Here is an 18,811-nt window from a genome sequence, read left to right as displayed (position 1 = left end):
ATAAAAACATAATTCGGTGATTATGTGCTTACCGAATTGCAGAAAAAACTTGAGAGGATCGCCGCGGCCCAGGCGAAACTCGCCAGAAGGGTCGTGGAGAGACCAGTTGATCCCGGGAATGTACGGGTTGTCGCCGCAGTGGACGTGTCGTACAGAGGGAACATGGCAAGGGCGGCCCTGGTTCTCTGCACCTTTCCGGACTGCGAGGTCCTGGGATCAAAAACGGCCGTGGTTGATGTCACGTTTCCGTACATTCCCACATACTTTTTCCTGAGAGAAACTAGGCCGGTTCTCATGGTGCTCCGCGGTGAGGAATTCGACCTCCTCCTCGTTGAGGGACACGGAAGGGCGCACCCGCGTGGCTACGGACTGGCCTCTCACATTGGTCTGCTGGTCGGACGGCCAACCATAGGAGTTGCCAAGGGCCCCCTGAGAGGTGCGCCGGAAGGCTTGTTCAAGCGGATGGGAAAAGCTTATGTAAGCGTCGGCCATCTAATCGACTTGGAATCCGCGGTGAGAATCATCGAGCCTCTGCTTGAGGGGGGTTATCCCAGACCGCTCAGGCTCGCTGACAGACTGTCGAAGAGGGAAACGCTATGAAGAGGGTAAGACTGCTCATCCTGCTGGCCAAAAGGGGGGCTATTGGAGAGAAGGTCAAGGTGACGCTAAGGGACCTGGGCGATGAGCTCGGGGTTTCCCCGCAGTCCGTTCTGAGGCTCCTCGAGGACATGGAGGGGGAGGGGTTCATAGAAAAGTCCGTCGAGGGGAAGAAAACCTACGTCGAGATAAGCCCCAGCGGTCTGGCCTTTCTGGAGGAACTCTGCGATGCCATATCGGGCGTCCTTTACAACGGCGTTATAATCGGCGAGGTCATCTCTGGAATAGGGGAGGGGGCCTATTACGTAAGGCAGTACTCCCAGCTTATCGAGGAGTACCTGGGCTTCAAACCGTACCCCGGAACGCTGAACATCCGCGTTATCTTCCCGAGGACTGTATTCGATGCCTTATGCGGCGTCAGGCCGGTCATCCTTCCGGGATTCGTAAAGGATGGGAGGACCTTCGGAGACGTCAAAGCATACCGGGTTAGGATAGGGGACGCTGAGGGTGCAATAGTTATCCCCTCGCGAACGGTCCATCCACCGAAGATAGCGGAAATAGTGGCCCCCATCTACCTCAGGGAGAAGCTGAACCTTCAGGACGGCTCAAAGATAACGATAAAGGTCGTGAAATCATGAACCCGCGGGATGTGAACTGGAGGTCGCTCCTTGCCTGGGCAGGGGTGGGTTCGTTCATAGGCTTTGCGGTAGCGGTGGCCATGTACTCGCCCAATGCTGGAAACGAGGGGTTCGTGTACCTGATATACGTCGGCCTGCTCGCGGGAGTCCTGCTGGGCCTCAGATACCCCGTTAACGTCAGGGCCTCTGCATACGCGTTCCCCATGGGTTTTCTGGCCACTTCCCTGCTGGCGGGTCTGTGGACGGTGAGGGACGTTGGCCCCTCGGGGGCGTACGCGTTCATAGCCGTCGTCATGGCGGTCATGATGATCCTGGGTCCCTCCAGCTACCTGGACATGTTCCTCGTTCCGCTCGGCTACTTCGGCGGCTTCGCCGTGGCAATGCTGGCCTTCAAAGGGTACGAACCCCTCCAGGGCACCGAGGGCGCCGTTGCGAGCCTGTTCGTCGTAGGGGTCATGGGGGCGGTGCTGGCCTTCTTCGCGGTATTTGCGAGGTGGGCCTTCGAGGTGGCCAAGAGCATTCCCCGGAGGTAATGTTTAAATACGTCCGTCCACAACCTACTCCGGTGATTAAAATGGTGATGCGCCTCTCAAAGCTCTACGGGAAGCAGATATACAACACCAAGGGCTACTACGTCGGCTACGTCGACGAGATTCTGATCGATATTGATAGGGGCCAGGGAAAGGTGCTGGCCCTTGGACTGCCGAGTGAAAAGGTCGGCGTGCCCTACAACAGGGTCACCGCGATAGGTGATATAATACTCGTAAAGGCAAAAGAGGAGTGATCAGCCTTCTTTAACTTTTAGTGCCTCCAGGAACTTCTCCGTTATGGCCTCCTCCGCCAGCCTGAGGAGCGAGCCCTTGTCCTTGGCGAGCTTGAAGATTCCAAGCGGGATTCTCGCCCCGCCAGATCTGGAGTGGCCTCCACCGCTTCCGATGTCACCGAAGGCCTCCCTGAGGACCGCCCCGATGTTAACCCTGACGTCGCGGGTCCTGGCGGAGATCTCTATTCTGTCGTCCACTATGCCGAAGACGAGGACCGTGGTTATGCCCTCCAGGCGGAGGAGGAAATCAGCTGACTCCGCTATGGCATCGCGGTTGGTGATGAAGCCCACGTTGCTGACGACAACGTTCTTGTAGATGCGCCTGTTCATTATTGCCTTCGCCAGAATTTCGGCCGTCTCGGTGCTTATGTCCGGGTGCTCTATCTTGTCAAGGAGCTCGTAGTCCACCTTGCCTGCCAGGAACTCGATGGCCCTGAGGTCAACGTGGCTCAGCTTGGAGAACTTCTTGGTGTCGATGTAAATGCCGTAGAAGAGGGCGGTGGCCATGAGTGGAGACAGGGAGATGTTGAGCATCCTGAGGTACTCTGCGAGGATCGCGGCGGAGGAGTGAACATCGGGCCGTATGTCGAGGAAAGCGTCCTCCGGGATGAGTTCCTGAAGGTGCTGGAGTATCTGGTGGTGGTCGATGAGTATCTTTATCTTCTTGTAATCGGACTGATCAAGCGTCGTGAGGTTGCCGTTGGGCTGGCAGTCCACGAGGGCTATAAACGGGTAGCGCTTCAGCTCGTAGGAACCCCGGGAGACCTTCCTGAGGTCGATGCCGAGAAGGTTCACGAAGGCCCTATTCTCGTGGTGGGCTATCTCGCCGCCGTAGACTATCTGGGTCTTGAAGCCAAGGGTCTGGGCTATGACGCTCAGGGCAGTCGCGCTGGCTATTGCGTCCGGGTCGGGGTTGTCGTGCATGACTATCAGAAGGGAGTCTGCTTGATTCCTGAGCTCCTTTAGCTTCTTGACCAGCAGGTTGGCGTTTTTCCGCTCGCCAATCCTACCAACCGTTCTGATTAGGGCATCCTTCAATGCACTCCTGGGCGAGACAGCGTAGTCAACCTTAACCTCTGCCTCGTACTCATCGTTTATCTGGGAAACGAGGTCATCCAGGCCAACATCATCGGGAAGAACCGTAACGATGGGCACGTCTTTGTTGTTGGTCCTTATCACGTAGACGGTTTTTTTGATTACATCAACGTTCATTGTGGTTATTATGATGAGTTCGGCTTTGTCAACCCCCGCCTTCAGGAGGGTGGCGGTGTATGAAAAATCCCCGTGGATAACATGAAAACCACTCTCCTCAAGGGCCCTGGCGCGGATTTCGTCCTTCTCTACCACCACAACTTCAAACTCCCCCCTAAGAGAATCGGCCATCGCCCTGCCGATTGCCCCGCCTCCGAGTACCAGCACCCGCATGTTCCCCACCTTTTTGCACAATAATGTTTAAATACAAGCGCCGATATACTAGGACGGTGAATTCCTCTCTGGGATTTTTTGGCTGAAGGATATATATAGCTAATGGTGATGGATATGCAGCTGCCGGACAAGGGACCCTCCATGGAGAACGTGGTAGCAACCTCCGCAGGGGATCTGGGAGCGCTCGTTCAAAAGGCGCTTTCCCAGGGCAACGGGGCTTTTCTAAAGATATTTGCCAGGAGCGCGGAAGGTAAGTATTACATAACCGTCCTCCTTGACAGGTCAAAGGTGCTTGCAGCGGAGTGTCTCGTGATTGACACGAAGCAGAACCTCTCGGGAGAGGAAGCAATCAGGGTGCTGAAGTCATCCATTGGCAAACCAATGGTCGTTGACGTTTATATCCTCGATGAACTCGAGCTCAAACTGTCCGTGGCTGATAATATCGACGCATACACTCAGACCCCAAAAGTCCCGCTGGGCGAACTTTTCAAAGTCCTCAGCGAGGGACCTCCCGGGGAACCTGCTGAGAGAAAAGCAGCAATGGCGGCGACCTCCCAGGCCACACCCGAGCCGCAGCCCCCAGTGGTGGAGGCAGAAAAGCCCAGGCCCGCCCCAACCCCTGCGGGGAAGCCCGAGGTTGTGGTCAACCTGACCGGGGGGAGCATACCCGAGAAGGCATTCCAGGTCTATGCAGAGGACCTCCTCAAAGAGGCCAAGAGGATAAAGGGCCTTACGATAAACAGAATAGAGTTCGATGCCAGCGTGGGCGAGGGCGTTGTCTATCTTAACGTCCACATCTACGGAAACTCCACCGGCGATTCAAGGGACATAGAAGTGGCGGAGAAGAGGATGCTCCACGCCGTTAGCAAGTACGCCCCCGTTCTCCTCAGGGAGGCAGAGATAAAGCCGATAATTAGGGATGTCTGCATAATCATCGACGGCCAGGAACTCAAGCCCCAGGAGATAGTGGACAGGGACAAGAAGAAGACCGGCAACGTCACAAAGGATGGAAGAATTTCACTGTCCGTTCTCGAGGACGTGTGGCCGTACTTCAGCGCCTACGCCAGGACCGTTGTGACGGAGATAGAGAGCGCGGGGATAAAGATCGACAAGGCCCACTTCGACATCAGGGGGCGCAAGGAGTTCGAGATAAACCTCTCCTTAGTCGTCGAAACGGGCATGAGTAAGGACGCGGTTCAGAGGGTAGTGAAGGACGTGGTGAGCAGGCACGCCAGGGAGCTCGGGAGAACCCTGAAGCGCTACATAACCGTCCACAACATAGAGGTTGAAACAGTGTCAAAGGCAAGCCCCTCGGGTTCTGCAGCTGCCCCTGTGGCCGTCGAGACCAGCGGTAAGGCCGCGGAGATAATCGCCAAGAAGAAGCTCCTGGAGAAGGAGGTCGAGCAACTCCTTAAACAGGCCGGAATAGACGAGCTCTCCGTCCTCACAGAGGAAAAGAAGAAGGAAAGCGAGGAAACCATGCTGAAGAGCCGCATAGAACCGGCGGTGGAGACCCTAAAGAACAGGGTTCACGCGGAGCTCAAGCTCGTCCCGCGCGTCACGTTCAAATGGCTCAAGCTGAACCACGAGATCAAGGGTTCCACAGTTTACGTCGATATCGAGGCCAGCTTCCTCAGGGAAAACGTTGGAGGCCTCTTCGGTTCGTTCTCAGGAGTCTCCGACGAGAAAATAAAGCAGGATATCGCGGCAACAATTCAGCGGGTCATCAAGGACGTGTCCAGGGAGTACGGAATCTCAATGAAGGTGAGGAGACTCAACGTGATTATCCGCTGAGCCCTCCCCTTTTATTCATTTTAAAACCCCTCATGACAGGGAGGGCCGTCGTCAGCACTCAAGATCGTCATCATCCTGACGTCAGATATGCCGAGGTCATCATCCGTCCCAATTCCGCGGGAGGTTTAATAACTTTGACGGCATTTCGTCGAACATCTAAACGCTAAGCTTTTAAGCTAACTGTGCCACCCCACCAACATGGACGCTCTAATCATTGGAGTTCTGGCAGCGCTAGCATCGGCCTTCTCGTGGGCGGCATCGACGATACTGATAAAGGCAGGAATGAGGGACAAGAGCCCAGTGGCGGCCAACATCTTCCGCCTCTACGCCGTCTCGGTGATGTTCGCGGTAATCTTCCTGATAAACGGCACCTTCTCGAAGGTCGCCGGGCTGTCGCCAAAGCTGCTCGCGGTTGCCTTCGTCTCCGGGGCCTTCGGCTTCGTCATAGGCGACTACTTCTACCTCAACGCCCTCAAGATGATGGGCGTCTCAAGAACCGTCCCGATAACCTCCACCTACCCTCTGTGGGCCATACTCTGGGCATTCCTGTTTCTCGGGAGAGATATAAGCGCCCAGATAATCGTCGGAGCGGCGCTCGTGGTCTCCGCGATAGTGGTCGTGAGGAAGGCGGAGGAGGAAGAGGATATAAACCCGAGGGGCTTTCTCTTCGCGATCCTGGCCCCGATATCCTGGAGCTTCGCGATACTCACCATGGACTGGCTCACCGGTTACGTGGACGTGCTCACGCTCGCGGGGATAAGAATGATGTTCGCGGCCTTAGCCGTGTCGTCCTTCCTGCCGAGGTACGCGGGTGAGCTGAGGAGGATAACCCTTCGGGAGGCGCTTCTCCTGACCGGCGCCGCGGCCACCGGCCTGCTCCTCGGACAGTACCTCTTCGTCTACTCGATAAACCTCGTGGGCTCTCAGATATCGGCCCCCGTTTCGGCTATAAACCCCATAATAGCCTCCGCCCTGGCGATATTAATCCTCAAGGAACCGCCCAACAGGAGGATACTCGAGGGACTGATCCTGGCGGTTCTTGGGGTAATACTCATCTCCACAGGCTGAGGCTCAGGTTTTTAAGGTGGTCGGTCATAAAACCAATCGCCGACAGTGAGGGGACAATCGTCTCCTCATGGGCTCGGTCTACCCGCCTCCGCGAGGTATCGGGTTCCGTGAGCGGAGAGTGCTCACGCCGAGCCCACAGGGCCGGGAGCATCCACCCGCGCGAGCGGATGAACGCGGGCCTCTGTACCCGGCCCACAATTCGATGCACTTCTGAGGAAGGCTTATAACCGGGAGGGCGGGAGTTAGTTTCTGAGAAGCCGGCATAATCGGTGGTTATTTATGGTGATAATTCCACGACCGATAGAACCCCAGGAGATAAGGCGAATTCGCAAGGAGCTTGGAATAACCCAGGAGGAGCTTGCGGAGAAGGCCGGCGTGACTCAGGCGTACATAGCGAAGCTCGAGACGGGAAAGGTGGACCCCAGGCTCTCAACCTTCAACCGAATCCTCCAGGCCCTGCTCGAGTGCAAGAGGGCCCAGCTCACAGCCAGGGACGTCATGTCATCCCCGGTTCTCTCAGTCAAACCCTACGACAGCGTTGAGAACGTCATAAAGCTCATGAATGAACACAACATATCCCAGATTCCAGTCATAGCAGGCAACAAGGTCGTCGGCTCCGTCACGGAGAGAACCCTCGTCAGGCAGAGCCTCGAGTACGAGGACATCTATGACCACAAGGTCATGGAGGTCATGGAGGAGCCGTTTCCGATAGTGAACGAGGACGAGGACCTGGAGGTCGTCAAGTACCTCCTGGAAGAGCACCCCGCCGTTCTAGTCCAGGACAGGGAGGGCAGGATAACCGGCATCATCACGAGGGTGGACATATTCCGGATAGGAAAAGGCCGCGGCTGAGTTCCCCCTGGTGGCCCTTTGCATTCACCCTCTTCTAACATCCCGCCATGGCAAAAATATCCAACAAGTTTATATACCCTCGACCCAACCATCAGTGGACAAATAATCCAGGTGGTTGGAATGAAAAAGACCGCGGTTTTGCTCATGGTGCTCCTCATTGGGGCCGTCGTTGCCTCTGGCTGTCTGAACGGTGGAGGCGAGAGTTCAACCACGCCCGGTACAACCCCAGGCACTACCCCGAGCAGGACCACCTCGCCAGGTCCAACTGAAACGACCGCCCCCACGCCCACCGGAACCGAGAAACCGTACTATCCAATAACCGTAACGGACTTCGCCAACAGGACCGTCACCATCGAGAAACCCCCTGAGCGCGTTGTGACCCTTGCCCCGAGCATAACCGAGGACCTCCACTACCTCGGCCTCTTCGACAGAGTCGTAGGTGTTACGGACTTCGATGATTTTCCGCCGGGGGTTGCCAACGTCACCCGCGTGGGAGGCTACGGCCAGTACGCCAACCTCGAAGTGATAGCATCGCTCAACCCCGACCTGATACTGGTGGACAGCTACTCCATGACGATACTCGACGACCTCCAGAAGATAGCCCCGGTTCTCGTGGTTGATCCGCACAGCATCGACGACATCCCAAGGGCCCTTGACCTCCTGGGAGCGGTTTTCAACGCGGAGGGAAGTGCCAGGAAGGCAACGGCGGAGTTCGAGGCAAAGATAAACACGATAAGCTCCGCCGTTAAGGATGAACCCCGTGTGAGCGTTTTCTACGTGGTCTGGAACAATCCACTCATGACCGCCGGCGGCGGAACCTTCATCAGCGACGTCATAGAACTGGCGGGAGGAGAGAACATTTTCAACGATACGACCGGCTGGCCGACCGTGAGTCCGGAGCAGGTCATAGAGAGGAACCCCGATGTGGTGCTCCTGACCCCCCACTGCGGCATGAGCGTCCAGGACGTTTACAGCGGCCCCCTCGCGAGCATAAAGGCCGCCCTGGATGGGAGAATCTACGTCATCGAGAACGAGAACGACCTGATACACCCCAGCCCGCGCGTCGTCAGGGGCCTTGAGACCGTTGCCAGGCTCCTCCATCCTGAGGCCTTTAAGGTGAAGTACCCGCTCACCGTGACCGACTTCGCGGGAAGAACCGTCACAATCGACGACGAGCCGGAGAGGATAGTCACCCTGGCCCCAAGCATAACGGAGAGCCTATTCTACATAGGCGCGGGCGACAGGGTCATCGGGGTTACCGACTACGATGACTTCCCGCCGGCCGTGAGGAACATAACCCGGGTGGGCGGCTACGGAAAGTACGCGAACCTCGAGGCTATCGCGGCGCTGGAGCCGGACCTGATCCTGGTGGACGGGTTCTCCGCGGACATAATGGAGAGTCTGGAGAGGATAGCCCCCGTCGTTGTGGTGGACCCCAAGAACATCACCGCAATCTACAACGCCCTTGAGCTCCTTGGAAAGATAACCAACCGCGAGGAAGGGGCCAGGGCAGCGGTGGCGGACATGCAGGCGACGGTCGGCTACGTCACCTCGACCGTGGCGGGACAGTCGAGGCCCAGGACATTCTTCATCCTCAGCTACTACAACGGCTACTGGACGGCCGGCGCCGGAACCTTCGTCAACGACCTCATAACCCTTGCCGGCGGTGAAAACATCTTCAACGACGTCAACGGCTGGGGGCCGCGAGCGAGGAGCAGATAATCGCCAGGAACCCGGAGGTCATAATAATCTCGCCGAACGCGGGAATAAGTCCAGAGGACCTCTGCTCCGGGCCGCTCTCCGAGGTGGACGCGGTCAAGAACGGGCGCGTTTACGTCCTCAGCGACGAGAACCTCGTCGTCAGACCGGGTCCCAGGATAATGCATGGGCTTGAGGAGATAGCGGAGTACCTCCATCCGGAGGCCTTCAGTTTCCAGCCGCAGCCGCTCGTCTGCAACGCGACCACCTCAGCCTCCGGCTGAGTTTTCATTTTTCTGGGCAACCGTTAAAAGGTCTCCTCCCCATTTTCTTCGGGTGGAAGCATGGAGAGAAAGACGTTCTACAGGATTCTGCTGGTCATCGTTCTCGTCCTGACCGTCGTCTATACCCTGGGGATAATGGGCGTCATACCGTTCCAGTGGAGCTACTACATCACCATCTTCATGATAATCCTGTTCTTTTACCTGAAGCTGGATAGGATGTCGAGGGGATAACCCAGTACATGCTCAAACCGGGACTTTTCTCTTCTCCAAGCCTCGCCCTTCAGGACGGGGAGGAGGTCAGAGGCTCTCAAAAGAGAAAGTAACATTAAGAACGGAGCGTTAGAATAGGCACATCATGTTCTTCTGAGATCGAGCGAGCTTTTCCCTGGCTCCAGTGATTACATCCCCAATAAACGGAGAACCATCTCTAACTTCTATATAGCCGCGTTTTTTGGCATTTTTTATAAGCTCATCAGCCTTTTTATTTCTGGCAATGAGTATCGTCCAACCCGGTTTCGTCTCAACGACTCCAGCGGAGATATCACTCCAGCTGCCAGTGTAATCTGTGCATACCAAACAGCCAACTTGGAGATACCGATAAATTTCCCTGATCGAGAGTCTCAGAACTCCTCTGGGATGATGAACCTCTATAACGTCTCCTCTGAGAACTATATCCCTCACATCTCGTCCCTTTATACCATGATTCATATGTAGGTAGTTTATGAATGTCTCAAAGGCAAAGGTGCCCATGCAGAACAGGCTTATGATGTATTCAATTCTCTCACCGAAGTCCGTCTCCAGCATTGGAAAGTCCCTCATCTGACCAAAGAACTGTGCCTGGCAGGGCAAACAGACCACAGCGACTTGATTGAGGTTATTTTCTTCTATTTTTGTCTTTATCCGGGATGCAAAGGGCACAATGCTCCATTTATTGCCTACCGTTGCTAGGAGTTCTTTCCTGCTTCTTGCGACCACGGCTTTGCCCTCAAGTCCGTTGGTTCTCTTTGCAGTGACAACACCGTCTATAAGGCCCTCGTCAAGGGCATAGTTCAAGATGGCAGTCACAGCACCACCGCTTGCCACTTTTGTGTTGAGGACTTCCCCATCAGTCGCCTTAGCAAGGTAAATGTTGAGTACGTGTCCTACAAAGGAGTCAGCGACGTTGATCATCAGAACCACCTCCAAGTGTTAAAATCTGAGTGGCCCGGGGACATCGAATATAGCACGTCCCGCACCGTATGCACCTTTCCTGGACGAGATTTGGCCGTTTATCTACCAGCTTGAGGGCATGGGTGGGACAGGATAGTTCGCATGCCCCGCAGCCGATGCAGAGGCCAGTAAGTACTACATCATCCAAAAGGTCAAAACCGCTTAGTTTCTTTATACCCCCGCAAATTCTAAAAAGCTCCAGTCTTCGTTCGTCTTCATGGAGATAAAATCTGAAAAAGGACTGGAGCATCAGCGGCGCTGGGGGGCAGCCCGGAATGGAGTAATCAACCTTTATAATGCTGTTTATTGGCTGAAAGCTCCTGTGGTCTGGTCGGGGGTCTTGACCACCACGACAGAAGCGTAGAATTCCGCCGAATGCGGCACACGAACCGTAGGCAACGACAACATCGGAGATTTCCCGGATATATTTGAGTTTATCAAGTATTTCCCTTTCGTTCACGCATACACCCCCAGTGATGACCGCAACGTTGTAACCGTCCGATTGGGGGTACCTGTCCACCATATATGGAGTGTCCAGTTTGACGATATCCTTGATTTCAGGATATGCACGCACGATGCTCACACTGCATCCTGCACATCCACCAAAATCCCTGTGGAGAACATCAATCCTTTCCATGGTCTCACCGCCTTAGCCTGGCAACGTGTGTTGTACATGGGATGCATGGATCATAAAGCCTCACAACGGCCTCAGCAGCCTCAACACTTAACCCCTTTATGGATTCTTCCATGACGGGGATATTGAACATCGTAGGGACAACTATCCTCGAATAGAGTGTCCTTCCCTCCTCTCCAAGTTCAACAATATGCACCAAAGTTCCCCGCGGGGCCTCATAGACACCGACGCCCTTACCCGGTCCAAAAACAATGTTCTGGTTCCTGAATGGTTCCTTCATATCAAGGGAATCCAGGATACTGCTCAATCTATGGAGTGCAATGCTGACGTCATCAACCCTCGCAGTGTGGAGGTCGTAGAGCGTCGAATAGCTCTTTTCCCGATAGGTACTCAACCTGGCCCTGGGGCCAACTTCAACAGGTTTCCCCTTGTACATCGCTATCATGGTAGTCGATTCCTTGGAACTGGGGTTATCTTTCCGGAATTCGTAGTATGGAATCAGCTTTATCTTACGAACATCGATGTTGAATCTATCGCCGTAGAAGAGTCCACTGGATAGATACCGGTTATCGAGTTTCTTTTCCCTCAACTCCATCGCAACATCAGTTTGAATGTCCTCGTCAACTAGCAGGTGTGCCAGCTCATTCCACGAGCGGAGCGTCTTGGGTAGTCTGGCCTTGAGGTTATTGAATACGCTCCACTTGGGGACGGGGTTTATGCCTCCAACCGTGAGATTGGGTGGATGGGTCATGGCCCCCCGAGTTTTAGCAGAAAGTCGCCGATTTTTGTGTGGAAATCAATCAGCCTGAGGATTAACTTCTCCCGCTCTTCAGGCACTACCAAGTCAGGGACCACCATGAGGAATTCGAGTAGATGACTCTGAATCCTGTTGATGAGCCCAAGTGCCTCCCTCAGGAGCACTCCATTTTTAGGAGGCTTTACTCCAATTGCATTTTCTATGGCCTCCGCTGCAGCTATGCCATGGGAGGCGTGGCATAGGCCGCATATTCTCATGACAGCCTCCACAACGAAGAATGGGCTCTTCCCGATGACCATTTTTTCAAATCCCCTGACTGGGGCGGTGGATATGAAAAGGGCGTCCTGGACTTCTCCCCCCTCCTCGTACATTACAAGTTTTGCATCCCCAGATACTCGACAGACTTTGCCGAGTTCAATTCCCCCCAAAATGATCTCCCCCGATTTTCTTCTCAATTCGACCTGCAAACAAGCTAATAAAAAGATTTTTTGAACCAAAGGTTAAAAATAAAATACTCATAAAGCAAATAGAATATAAAATGATTAAATCAAAAGGGTAGAAGAAAGCGTCTCCTTATCCTCTGCCGATAGGGTAAAGTGAATCACGGTATATAGACGCTATTCTCTCCCGGGTAGCCTCCAATGGAGCCATGGAAAGGAGCAGGTCAAGGCTCGGGGTCGTCATGGCCAGCTGTGTTAGCCTGTCAACATCCGCCTCAGTGAACCCGACATCCGCGAGCTTTTCAGTGATGCCGATGCTGAAGAGCCACTCCTCCACCCTCCTGGCGACGAGTTCCACCTCTCCCGGGACACCCTTGGCCTCGGGGACGAGCGGCCTGTACACCTCGGCAAGTACCTTCGCGGTGGCAGGGTAGATGTGCCGGATTACCGCTGGAAGGAGCATTGCAAGGCCAAGGCCGTGGGGCAGGTCCGGCTTGACTGCGCTCAATGGGTGCTCAAGGGCGTGCGTAAAGTGAAGCAGACCATTGTCGAAGCTTATTCCAGCTATGGCAGAGGCGTAGAGCAGGGCATACCTTGCCTGCAGGTTGTCCGGATGATTGAGAGCCTCTGGGAGATAGTTAAATATCAGCCTCGCAGCCTCTTTGGCGAGAAGTATTGAATATGGATTGGCTACCTTGGTTGTGGCAGCTTCGGTGATGTGATTGAGTGCATCGATGGTCACGTACAGGGTCTGCTCCGGAGGAAGCTTTGTTGTTAGTGCTGGGTCATCGATTGCGTAAAGGGGGTAGATGCAGTCGTAAGCTATGGCCGGTTTGTACTCCTTCTCAGGAATCGAAGCCACTGCGAACCTGTCAACCTCGGTTCCGGTTCCATGGGTTGTGTTTATCGCTATTATTGGCTTGGCCTTTACCGGGGTAAACCTGAACTCGTAGAGGTCTCTGGCGGTCTTGTCTGGGTACTCCAGCAGAATCGCAACGCTCTTGGCACTATCGATAGGGCTGCCGCCACCTATGCCTATGACAGCCTGAGCCCCAAACTCTCTTCCCATCTCAGCCGCCTCGTCGATCATGTCAACCGTTGGGTTGGCCCCCACCTTGTCGTAATGAACATACTCAACGCCATTTTCCTCGAGGGCAGGCCTGACAACGTCCCATGCGCCGCACTTCTTATAGGAACTCTTTCCAGTAACGAGGATAACCTTGTCCACGCCCTTCCCCTTAAGCTCCCGGACAATATCGTTAAATTTGTGTATGGCGCATAGACCAAAGTAGTTGGTTGTTTTGCACCTCATCTCGAAGACTTGGTTTATCGAAACGTGGGATTCCCACACCATCGCAGACCCTCCAAATGTACTCATTCGTATATAGTAGAAGCCCAATAAAAGGTTTTTTTGGACCAAATGTATACAACCATAAGTTTGTAACTTAAGGTGTGATATTGGACCTATAATCACAATATTCGAACGTTTAATCAGAATAAACACTTATAAATGTTACGACAATATTGTCAGAAAGATGTTTTGTTTTCTCAACCCATGATGGGTAAATTATGATGTTTAATTAAACAAATTAAAAACAGACCGCTAAAGCATTCTCCCCACCCCCTCCAAATTCATGGAGGATATCCTTTCTCTTGCTATCTTCTCCGCGGTTCTTCTCATTATTCTGTCCTCAATCTCCTCAGATTCGCCGAAGAATATTGCCTCGGCGGGACACATTTCCCCACACGCTGGCTCCATGCCCTCGGCCCTCCTCGCGGCGCACATGTCGCACTTGGTCACCACACGGATTCTGACGTTGAAGCTCGGAACTCCAAACGGGCAGACGGCAAGGCACATCAGGCAGCCTATGCACTTCCCGGGGTCTATTATCACCGCCCCCTCGTGGTCCTTATATATCGCTCCAACGGGACATATCTCAAGGCAAGGGGCCCTCTCACAGTGGCGGCAGTTTATCGGCACCGGAAGGCCCGAAACAGTGTAGTATATCCTTATGTTGGGCTTTCCATCGTGGATAAAATCACACACCCCCTGGCAGGTTTCACAGCCAATGCAGAGGCTGTAATCAACGTGGAGTATCTTCTTTGCCACATCACTCACCTCCCATCATCCACATGTGCATGCTTCTCGCGGCGTAGAGACCATCTTTAACAGCCTGTCCTACTTTCGACGGGCCCGTGACGACGTCTCCCGCGGCAAATATGCCCTCCACGCTCGTCATGTGTCTCCCATCCACGACCACTCTGCCCTTTTTGTCCCTGGCTATCTCCACGCCCTCTCCGGCAGGCGGTGTGGGGGTCTGTCCCACGGCAAATATGACGTAGTCAACCTCCAACCTGAACTCCGAGCCCTCAACAGGTACTGGCCTCCTTCTCCCGCTCGCATCGGGCTCACCAAGCTCCATCCTGACCATCTCGACGGCCCTTACTTTTCCATCTCCTATGATTCTGACGGGCATGGTTTTTTCGAGCCACTTAACCCCCCTCTGGATGAGCTGATGTATCTCATACGGGCCGGCGGGGGCTTCCTTTATGCTTCTCCGATAGCTGAGGTATACCTCATCAGCCCCAAGGAGAACGCTCTCAAGGGCCGCGTCCACCGCCGTGTGTCCCGCACCAACAACGAGGATTTTCTTGCTCTCAGGATGTATTATGTCCGTCCACTCCATGTGTCCGAGCTTAGCGCTCTTTATTCTGAACAGGTATTCCAGCGCGGGATACACCCCTTGAAGTTCGGCGCCCTCAAGTTCAGGTGTCCATGGCTCCCATGCCCCCGTGGCTATCAGCACCGCGTCGTAATTCTCCTTAAGCTCCGCTATGTGCACAGTCTTCTCAACGAACTCGTCTCCTGCCTCATGTCCACACTCGCCGCAGACCACCTTGGTCCTGGGGAAAAACTTGACCTCAAAGATATCCTTGAGCTCACCACAGCCCTCTCTAACGCGGTATATCGGAATCCTGAACTCGGGAATTCCAAAGAGCATCAAACCCCCCGGCTCGGGGAGCTTGTCGTAGACGTGCACCTCGTGTCCCTGGCAGACGAGGTAACCTGCAGCGCTTAAGCCGGCAGGACCGGCCCCCACTATGGCCACCTTCTTTCCGCTAGGCTCTGGCCGGGACTTGCACAGAAATGCAAACCGCATTCCGCTCATCTTTCCACCTCCATAACATCAATAAGCCTTAGGTTCCATACTGTTGGGTAGGCGCCTTTCATCTCCACAATCTTCTTGAGTGTCCTAGAAATCATCCCCTCTGGGTCGTAAAGAACTCGAAAGTCACCAAATACCTCGGGATGGAGGTTGTGGAGGGAATTTGCCGGCACCACAATCACGTCCAGTCCCTCCCACTTTTCGGCGGCATCGGCGAGTAGCTCCGCCTTGTCCCCCTCTTTCAAAACCACAAGCCATGTCTCGCCCAGGAGTGCAATCCCGAGCAGGTTTTCACCGTAGTGCCTTCTGAACTCTCCAATCATCTACTTCACCCCCGCGATGAGCGCAGCCCGTATGTAACCCTCCACGTCCTTCAGCTGGGCCACGGCAGGGTTCACAACTCTATCGACCAGAATTGGAGAGAGTACCCCGAGAACCAGGCACGCAAGGGCGAGCGTCACAAGTACCGCCACCATCGAACGTGATTCATGGACCTCCCCATCCCCATCCGGCTTTTTGATCCATAGCCAGTAAAGCATCCTCATATAGCTCACCAGAGCAAATAGACTTGATAACAGAAGTACTGCAACGAGAACAGGGCTTTTCTCTACGTAGGCCCTGTAAAGCAAAAGTTTGCTGAAGAAAACGTTTGTAGGGGGCAATCCCACAAGGCTCATCGTGGCTATCGCCAGGCTCACCGTAGTGAAGGGCATACTTTTTCCAAGCCCCTTTAGCTCATTCAGCTTCCTGCTTCCCGCCGTATGGATGAAGACCCCTACCGCGAGGAAGAGGAGAGCTTTCGCTATCGCGTGGTTTATCATGTGAAACACTGCGCCGGCGGTTCCGGCCTCGCTGTTCACTCCCACGGCCATCGCCAGGTAGCCCATGTTGAGTATTGTTGAGTAGGCTACTATTCTCTTGACATCGTCCTGAACGGTCATTGCGATGGATGATAAAAGGGCAGAGACCGCCCCGAGAATGAGGAGTAGCGTGCACATGATATCGCCAATATGAGAAACTTCCGGGACATAAGTCAGGCTGAGGAATCTCATAAATCCATAAATTCCAGCGTTGACCACCAGGCCAGACAGTACGGCTGAGACCGGACTTGGAGCCGCGGAATGGGCCCCTGGAAGCCAGAAATGGTTCGGCATTATCGCGGCCTTTATCGTGAAAGCCCACGTTATCAGCGCCATTGAAATGGCGAGGATGGGAACAGTGCTGTTCAAGGGTGTTGATATTGGGAATCCAATTCCTTGTAACTTCGCAGAGATGTCTGCAAAGTTCACTGTGCCAAGCCCCCGGTAGATCAGCACTAGGGCAAGGAAGTAGAGAGTCGTTCCTATGGAGCTTATTATCGCGTACCTGAGGCCAGAGTAAGCGGGATAGCCGTCCTCCGTGTAGAACATCACGAGGCCGTATGATGCTATCGCCGTCACTTCGAGCATCACGAACAGATTGAACGCGTCCCCCGTCATGAATATGCCGAGGAGACCCGCCTCAAGGCCAAGGTAAAGGGTGTAGAACCACTCCACACCGTCCTCACGACCCAGGTAGCGGACCGAGTAGACCGCCGTGAGGAACATCAGTGAGGCCGTTACGAGCACCATAACCGCCCCGAACCTGTCCACCTCATAGATTACGCCGACCGGCACCTTCCAGCCGCCGAAGGAATAGGTTAACGGGAGCTCAGAGGAATAGACATCCCTGAAGAGCTCAACCCCCATCACGAGCGTTGTTCCAGTAATGAGTAGGGCGTAGCCAAAGGTAAAGCGCCTACTCTTAATTATGGTGGAGAGTATGGGGAGTATGAAGGCGAAGGCCATTGGAATCGCGGGCAGTATTAATGGATTCATGCTCCTCCCCCTCGAAGATTTTCTTCGCGTTTTCCTCGAACTCTTCGAGGATTTCCTCCCTGCGTTTTTCAAGGTCCGATGTGGAGACGCTTATCCAGTTCACGTACACACAATGATCGTCCATGTGGACTGTCACGGTTCCGGGAGTATTGGTTATTGAAGCGGCAACGAGGAAACGGGCGTATTCGTCTCCCAGGTTCAGGGGCACTTTAACGATACCCGGCCTGACATCCCCACTAAGTATCCTCCTGATGACGTCGGCGTGGGCCTTCGCCTCGATTACCGTGATGTACTTGAGAAAGTAGAGTGCAAAGCGCGCCCATCTCGCCGGATTCAGGGCCTTGCTGGGGTTACTAACGAGGTGCTTCCCGAAGAGCAGTCCTGCCGCAAAGGCAGTTATCGCACCGGTGATTATGTCGTAAGCTGTTATCGAGCCAGTTATGATGATGTAGGTTACGAACGCCGCAATCATCACAGGGACAGACCTCATTCCTCCCACCCCGCAAGCTTCCGGACATCAACCGTCCCGTATTTCCTCTGGATGTGTATCACACCATAGGCCATGAGGACGGTAACCGCAAGGCCGATAACTATCGCAGTTATCGTCAGCGCCTGAGGGAACGGATCAACGCCTCTCTCCACGAGCTTCGTCACACCTTCACTCGAGTACTCAGTTAAAACCGGAGGAAGGGGGTTTTTGACGTCCCTGTAACCGAGGAATATGACAAGGACGTTCACCATATCTGAGAACAGGGACAGGCAGAGCACCTTCTTAACGAGGTTTGGCCTAACAGCCACTCCGTAGAGCGCTATTAGCATGGTGGCTACCGTTGCCGTTATCACCAGAGACGCTGCGAGGCTCATTGCCATCCCTCCTCCGGATTCGCAAGGAGAAGAAAGATTATCGTAAACCCTGCCCCAACGGCTAAGAACTCGGCCAGATTATAGAGAAGCAGGCTTCCGCTCACGAGGAGTCCCCCCACCTTGACTGGATAAACGGGCAGGTTCTGCATAAAATGGAGTCCCCTCAGTAGGGGGTACACCGCGACGCACACTATGGTCAAGAGCCCCGCGGTTCTTATCCCAAGTGCCCGCGTCTTTGTTATCCCGTTCCTCTCAAGGGCCTTCTTGGAGAAGCCGACTATGATGAGCAGGGAACCAGCGGCGAGCATTGAACCCCCTGGAAGCCGCCACCCGGGGTGAGGTGCCCGTGGAACGCCACCGAAGCAGACGCCACGAACGTGATGAAGGCCACGAGCTTGACCCCCGTTTTAACTACCTCTGTGAACCCTTCTCCCCGGGATTTCGGCCCGTTAAAGCTTCGGAACACCGAAACCGCACTTATTATGGCAAGAAAGAGCACTGCCGTCTCGAAGTACGTGTCAACGCCGCGGTAGTCCCACAGGATTGACGTGACAACTTCAGGCGAGCCGGCCGAACGTTCGCCGAGGTAGCTGTTCTCCAGGTAGAACTCACCAAGCGCCCCGACACCGACGATGCCTTCGACGTGGGGCTGGAGCAGGTATGCGGCGGAGAGTGTAATCAGCATGATCACCAGCATTCCAGCGA

Annotated in this window: 22 protein-coding genes and 1 pseudogene; 10 read left to right on the top strand and 13 right to left on the bottom strand. The window is 54.4% G+C overall.

Going from position 1 to position 18,811, the window contains the following annotated elements; translation table 11 throughout:
- Window positions 1–24 precede the first annotated feature (24 nt).
- From FH039_RS06145 to FH039_RS06130, 4 genes are read left to right on the top strand one after another with little or no spacing between them, the layout of a single operon-like run.
- On the top strand, window positions 25–600 hold the full coding sequence (locus FH039_RS06145) for an endonuclease V (protein WP_240703180.1): 576 nt from the start codon (window positions 25–27) through the stop codon (window positions 598–600).
- Window positions 597–1,235 (top strand): DUF120 domain-containing protein, encoded by a 639-nt coding sequence (locus FH039_RS06140; RefSeq protein WP_139680603.1) that lies wholly within the window; start codon window positions 597–599, stop codon window positions 1,233–1,235. Before FH039_RS06145 ends, FH039_RS06140 begins: the two co-directional genes overlap by 4 nt.
- Complete coding sequence (locus tag FH039_RS06135; protein WP_139680602.1) at window positions 1,232–1,768, top strand: hypothetical protein; 537 nt, start codon at window positions 1,232–1,234, stop codon at window positions 1,766–1,768. The genes FH039_RS06140 and FH039_RS06135 overlap by 4 nt, the downstream gene beginning before the upstream one ends.
- A gap of 41 nt (window positions 1,769–1,809) precedes the next feature.
- A complete protein-coding gene (locus tag FH039_RS06130; protein ID WP_139681690.1) occupies window positions 1,810–2,019 on the top strand; it encodes a PRC-barrel domain-containing protein in 210 nt (69 codons plus the stop codon).
- Here the strand turns inward: FH039_RS06130 and FH039_RS06125 are convergent, their stop codons facing one another.
- Window positions 2,020–3,483: a DHH family phosphoesterase gene (locus FH039_RS06125; RefSeq protein WP_139680601.1), complete on the bottom strand. Its 1,464-nt coding sequence runs from the start codon at window positions 3,481–3,483 to the stop codon at window positions 2,020–2,022.
- A 114-nt stretch (window positions 3,484–3,597) separates the two neighbouring features.
- Between FH039_RS06125 and FH039_RS06120 the strand changes: the two genes are divergently transcribed.
- The 6 genes from FH039_RS06120 to FH039_RS12135 all read left to right on the top strand — a co-directional run bounded on the left by FH039_RS06120 (window position 3,598) and on the right by FH039_RS12135 (window position 9,410).
- A complete protein-coding gene (locus FH039_RS06120; RefSeq protein WP_139681689.1) occupies window positions 3,598–5,277 on the top strand; it encodes a hypothetical protein in 1,680 nt (559 codons plus the stop codon).
- Between the two features lie 198 nt (window positions 5,278–5,475).
- The gene (locus FH039_RS06115; protein ID WP_139680600.1) at window positions 5,476–6,345 is read left to right on the top strand and encodes a DMT family transporter; all 870 of its coding nucleotides are present in this window, start codon (window positions 5,476–5,478) and stop codon (window positions 6,343–6,345) included.
- A gap of 279 nt (window positions 6,346–6,624) precedes the next feature.
- Window positions 6,625–7,197, top strand: coding sequence for a CBS domain-containing protein (locus FH039_RS06110; protein ID WP_139680599.1), 573 nt, complete (start codon window positions 6,625–6,627; stop codon window positions 7,195–7,197).
- A 120-nt stretch (window positions 7,198–7,317) separates the two neighbouring features.
- Complete coding sequence (locus FH039_RS06105; protein ID WP_240703298.1) at window positions 7,318–8,919, top strand: helical backbone metal receptor; 1,602 nt, start codon at window positions 7,318–7,320, stop codon at window positions 8,917–8,919.
- Between the two features lie 83 nt (window positions 8,920–9,002).
- Window positions 9,003–9,179 carry a hypothetical protein gene (locus FH039_RS12385; protein WP_240703297.1) on the top strand — a complete coding sequence of 59 codons (177 nt, stop codon included), beginning with the start codon at window positions 9,003–9,005 and terminating at the stop codon, window positions 9,177–9,179.
- Window positions 9,180–9,239: 60 nt separating this feature from the next.
- Window positions 9,240–9,410 carry a hypothetical protein gene (locus FH039_RS12135; RefSeq protein ID WP_168188379.1) on the top strand — a complete coding sequence of 57 codons (171 nt, stop codon included), beginning with the start codon at window positions 9,240–9,242 and terminating at the stop codon, window positions 9,408–9,410.
- Window positions 9,411–9,518: 108 nt separating this feature from the next.
- On the opposite strand, the gene FH039_RS06100 is transcribed toward FH039_RS12135, so the two are convergent.
- The 12 genes and pseudogenes from FH039_RS06100 to FH039_RS06050 all read right to left on the bottom strand — a co-directional run bounded on the left by FH039_RS06100 (window position 9,519) and on the right by FH039_RS06050 (window position 18,791).
- A complete protein-coding gene (locus FH039_RS06100) occupies window positions 9,519–10,349 on the bottom strand; it encodes a Coenzyme F420 hydrogenase/dehydrogenase, beta subunit C-terminal domain (RefSeq protein ID WP_139680598.1) in 831 nt (276 codons plus the stop codon).
- Entirely contained in the window at window positions 10,333–11,025 is a 693-nt protein-coding gene (locus tag FH039_RS06095; RefSeq protein ID WP_139680597.1) for an NADH-quinone oxidoreductase subunit B family protein, read from the bottom strand. Before FH039_RS06095 ends, FH039_RS06100 begins: the two co-directional genes overlap by 17 nt.
- A gap of 4 nt (window positions 11,026–11,029) precedes the next feature.
- The gene (locus FH039_RS12380) at window positions 11,030–11,773 is read right to left on the bottom strand and encodes a nickel-dependent hydrogenase large subunit (protein ID WP_240703296.1); all 744 of its coding nucleotides are present in this window, start codon (window positions 11,771–11,773) and stop codon (window positions 11,030–11,032) included.
- Complete coding sequence (locus tag FH039_RS12375; RefSeq protein WP_240703295.1) at window positions 11,770–12,234, bottom strand: nickel-dependent hydrogenase large subunit; 465 nt, start codon at window positions 12,232–12,234, stop codon at window positions 11,770–11,772. Before FH039_RS12375 ends, FH039_RS12380 begins: the two co-directional genes overlap by 4 nt.
- Before the next feature lie 118 nt (window positions 12,235–12,352).
- Entirely contained in the window at window positions 12,353–13,573 is a 1,221-nt protein-coding gene (locus FH039_RS06085) for an iron-containing alcohol dehydrogenase (protein WP_240703294.1), read from the bottom strand.
- Window positions 13,574–13,822: 249 nt separating this feature from the next.
- Window positions 13,823–14,329 (bottom strand): 4Fe-4S dicluster domain-containing protein, encoded by a 507-nt coding sequence (locus FH039_RS06080; protein WP_048056508.1) that lies wholly within the window; start codon window positions 14,327–14,329, stop codon window positions 13,823–13,825.
- Window position 14,330: 1 nt separating this feature from the next.
- On the bottom strand, window positions 14,331–15,389 hold the full coding sequence (locus FH039_RS06075) for an FAD-dependent oxidoreductase (RefSeq protein ID WP_139680596.1): 1,059 nt from the start codon (window positions 15,387–15,389) through the stop codon (window positions 14,331–14,333).
- Complete coding sequence (locus tag FH039_RS06070; protein WP_139680595.1) at window positions 15,386–15,709, bottom strand: hypothetical protein; 324 nt, start codon at window positions 15,707–15,709, stop codon at window positions 15,386–15,388. The genes FH039_RS06075 and FH039_RS06070 overlap by 4 nt, the downstream gene beginning before the upstream one ends.
- Window positions 15,710–17,242 (bottom strand): proton-conducting transporter transmembrane domain-containing protein, encoded by a 1,533-nt coding sequence (locus tag FH039_RS06065; protein WP_139680594.1) that lies wholly within the window; start codon window positions 17,240–17,242, stop codon window positions 15,710–15,712.
- Window positions 17,169–17,732 (bottom strand): Na+/H+ antiporter subunit E, encoded by a 564-nt coding sequence (locus FH039_RS06060; RefSeq protein ID WP_338064611.1) that lies wholly within the window; start codon window positions 17,730–17,732, stop codon window positions 17,169–17,171. Before FH039_RS06060 ends, FH039_RS06065 begins: the two co-directional genes overlap by 74 nt.
- Window positions 17,729–18,106 (bottom strand): sodium:proton antiporter, encoded by a 378-nt coding sequence (locus tag FH039_RS06055; RefSeq protein WP_139680593.1) that lies wholly within the window; start codon window positions 18,104–18,106, stop codon window positions 17,729–17,731. Before FH039_RS06055 ends, FH039_RS06060 begins: the two co-directional genes overlap by 4 nt.
- Window positions 18,103–18,791: pseudogene (locus FH039_RS06050) on the bottom strand (Na(+)/H(+) antiporter subunit B). The gene FH039_RS06055 and the pseudogene FH039_RS06050 overlap by 4 nt, the downstream one beginning before the upstream one ends.
- Between the last annotated feature and the right edge of the window lie 20 nt (window positions 18,792–18,811).

The organism is Thermococcus indicus, from assembly GCF_006274605.1.
GTDB lineage: Archaea > Methanobacteriota_B > Thermococci > Thermococcales > Thermococcaceae > Thermococcus > Thermococcus indicus.
The sequence above is the reverse complement of the archived record's forward strand: the minus strand, read 5'-3'. Positions and strand labels throughout refer to the sequence as shown.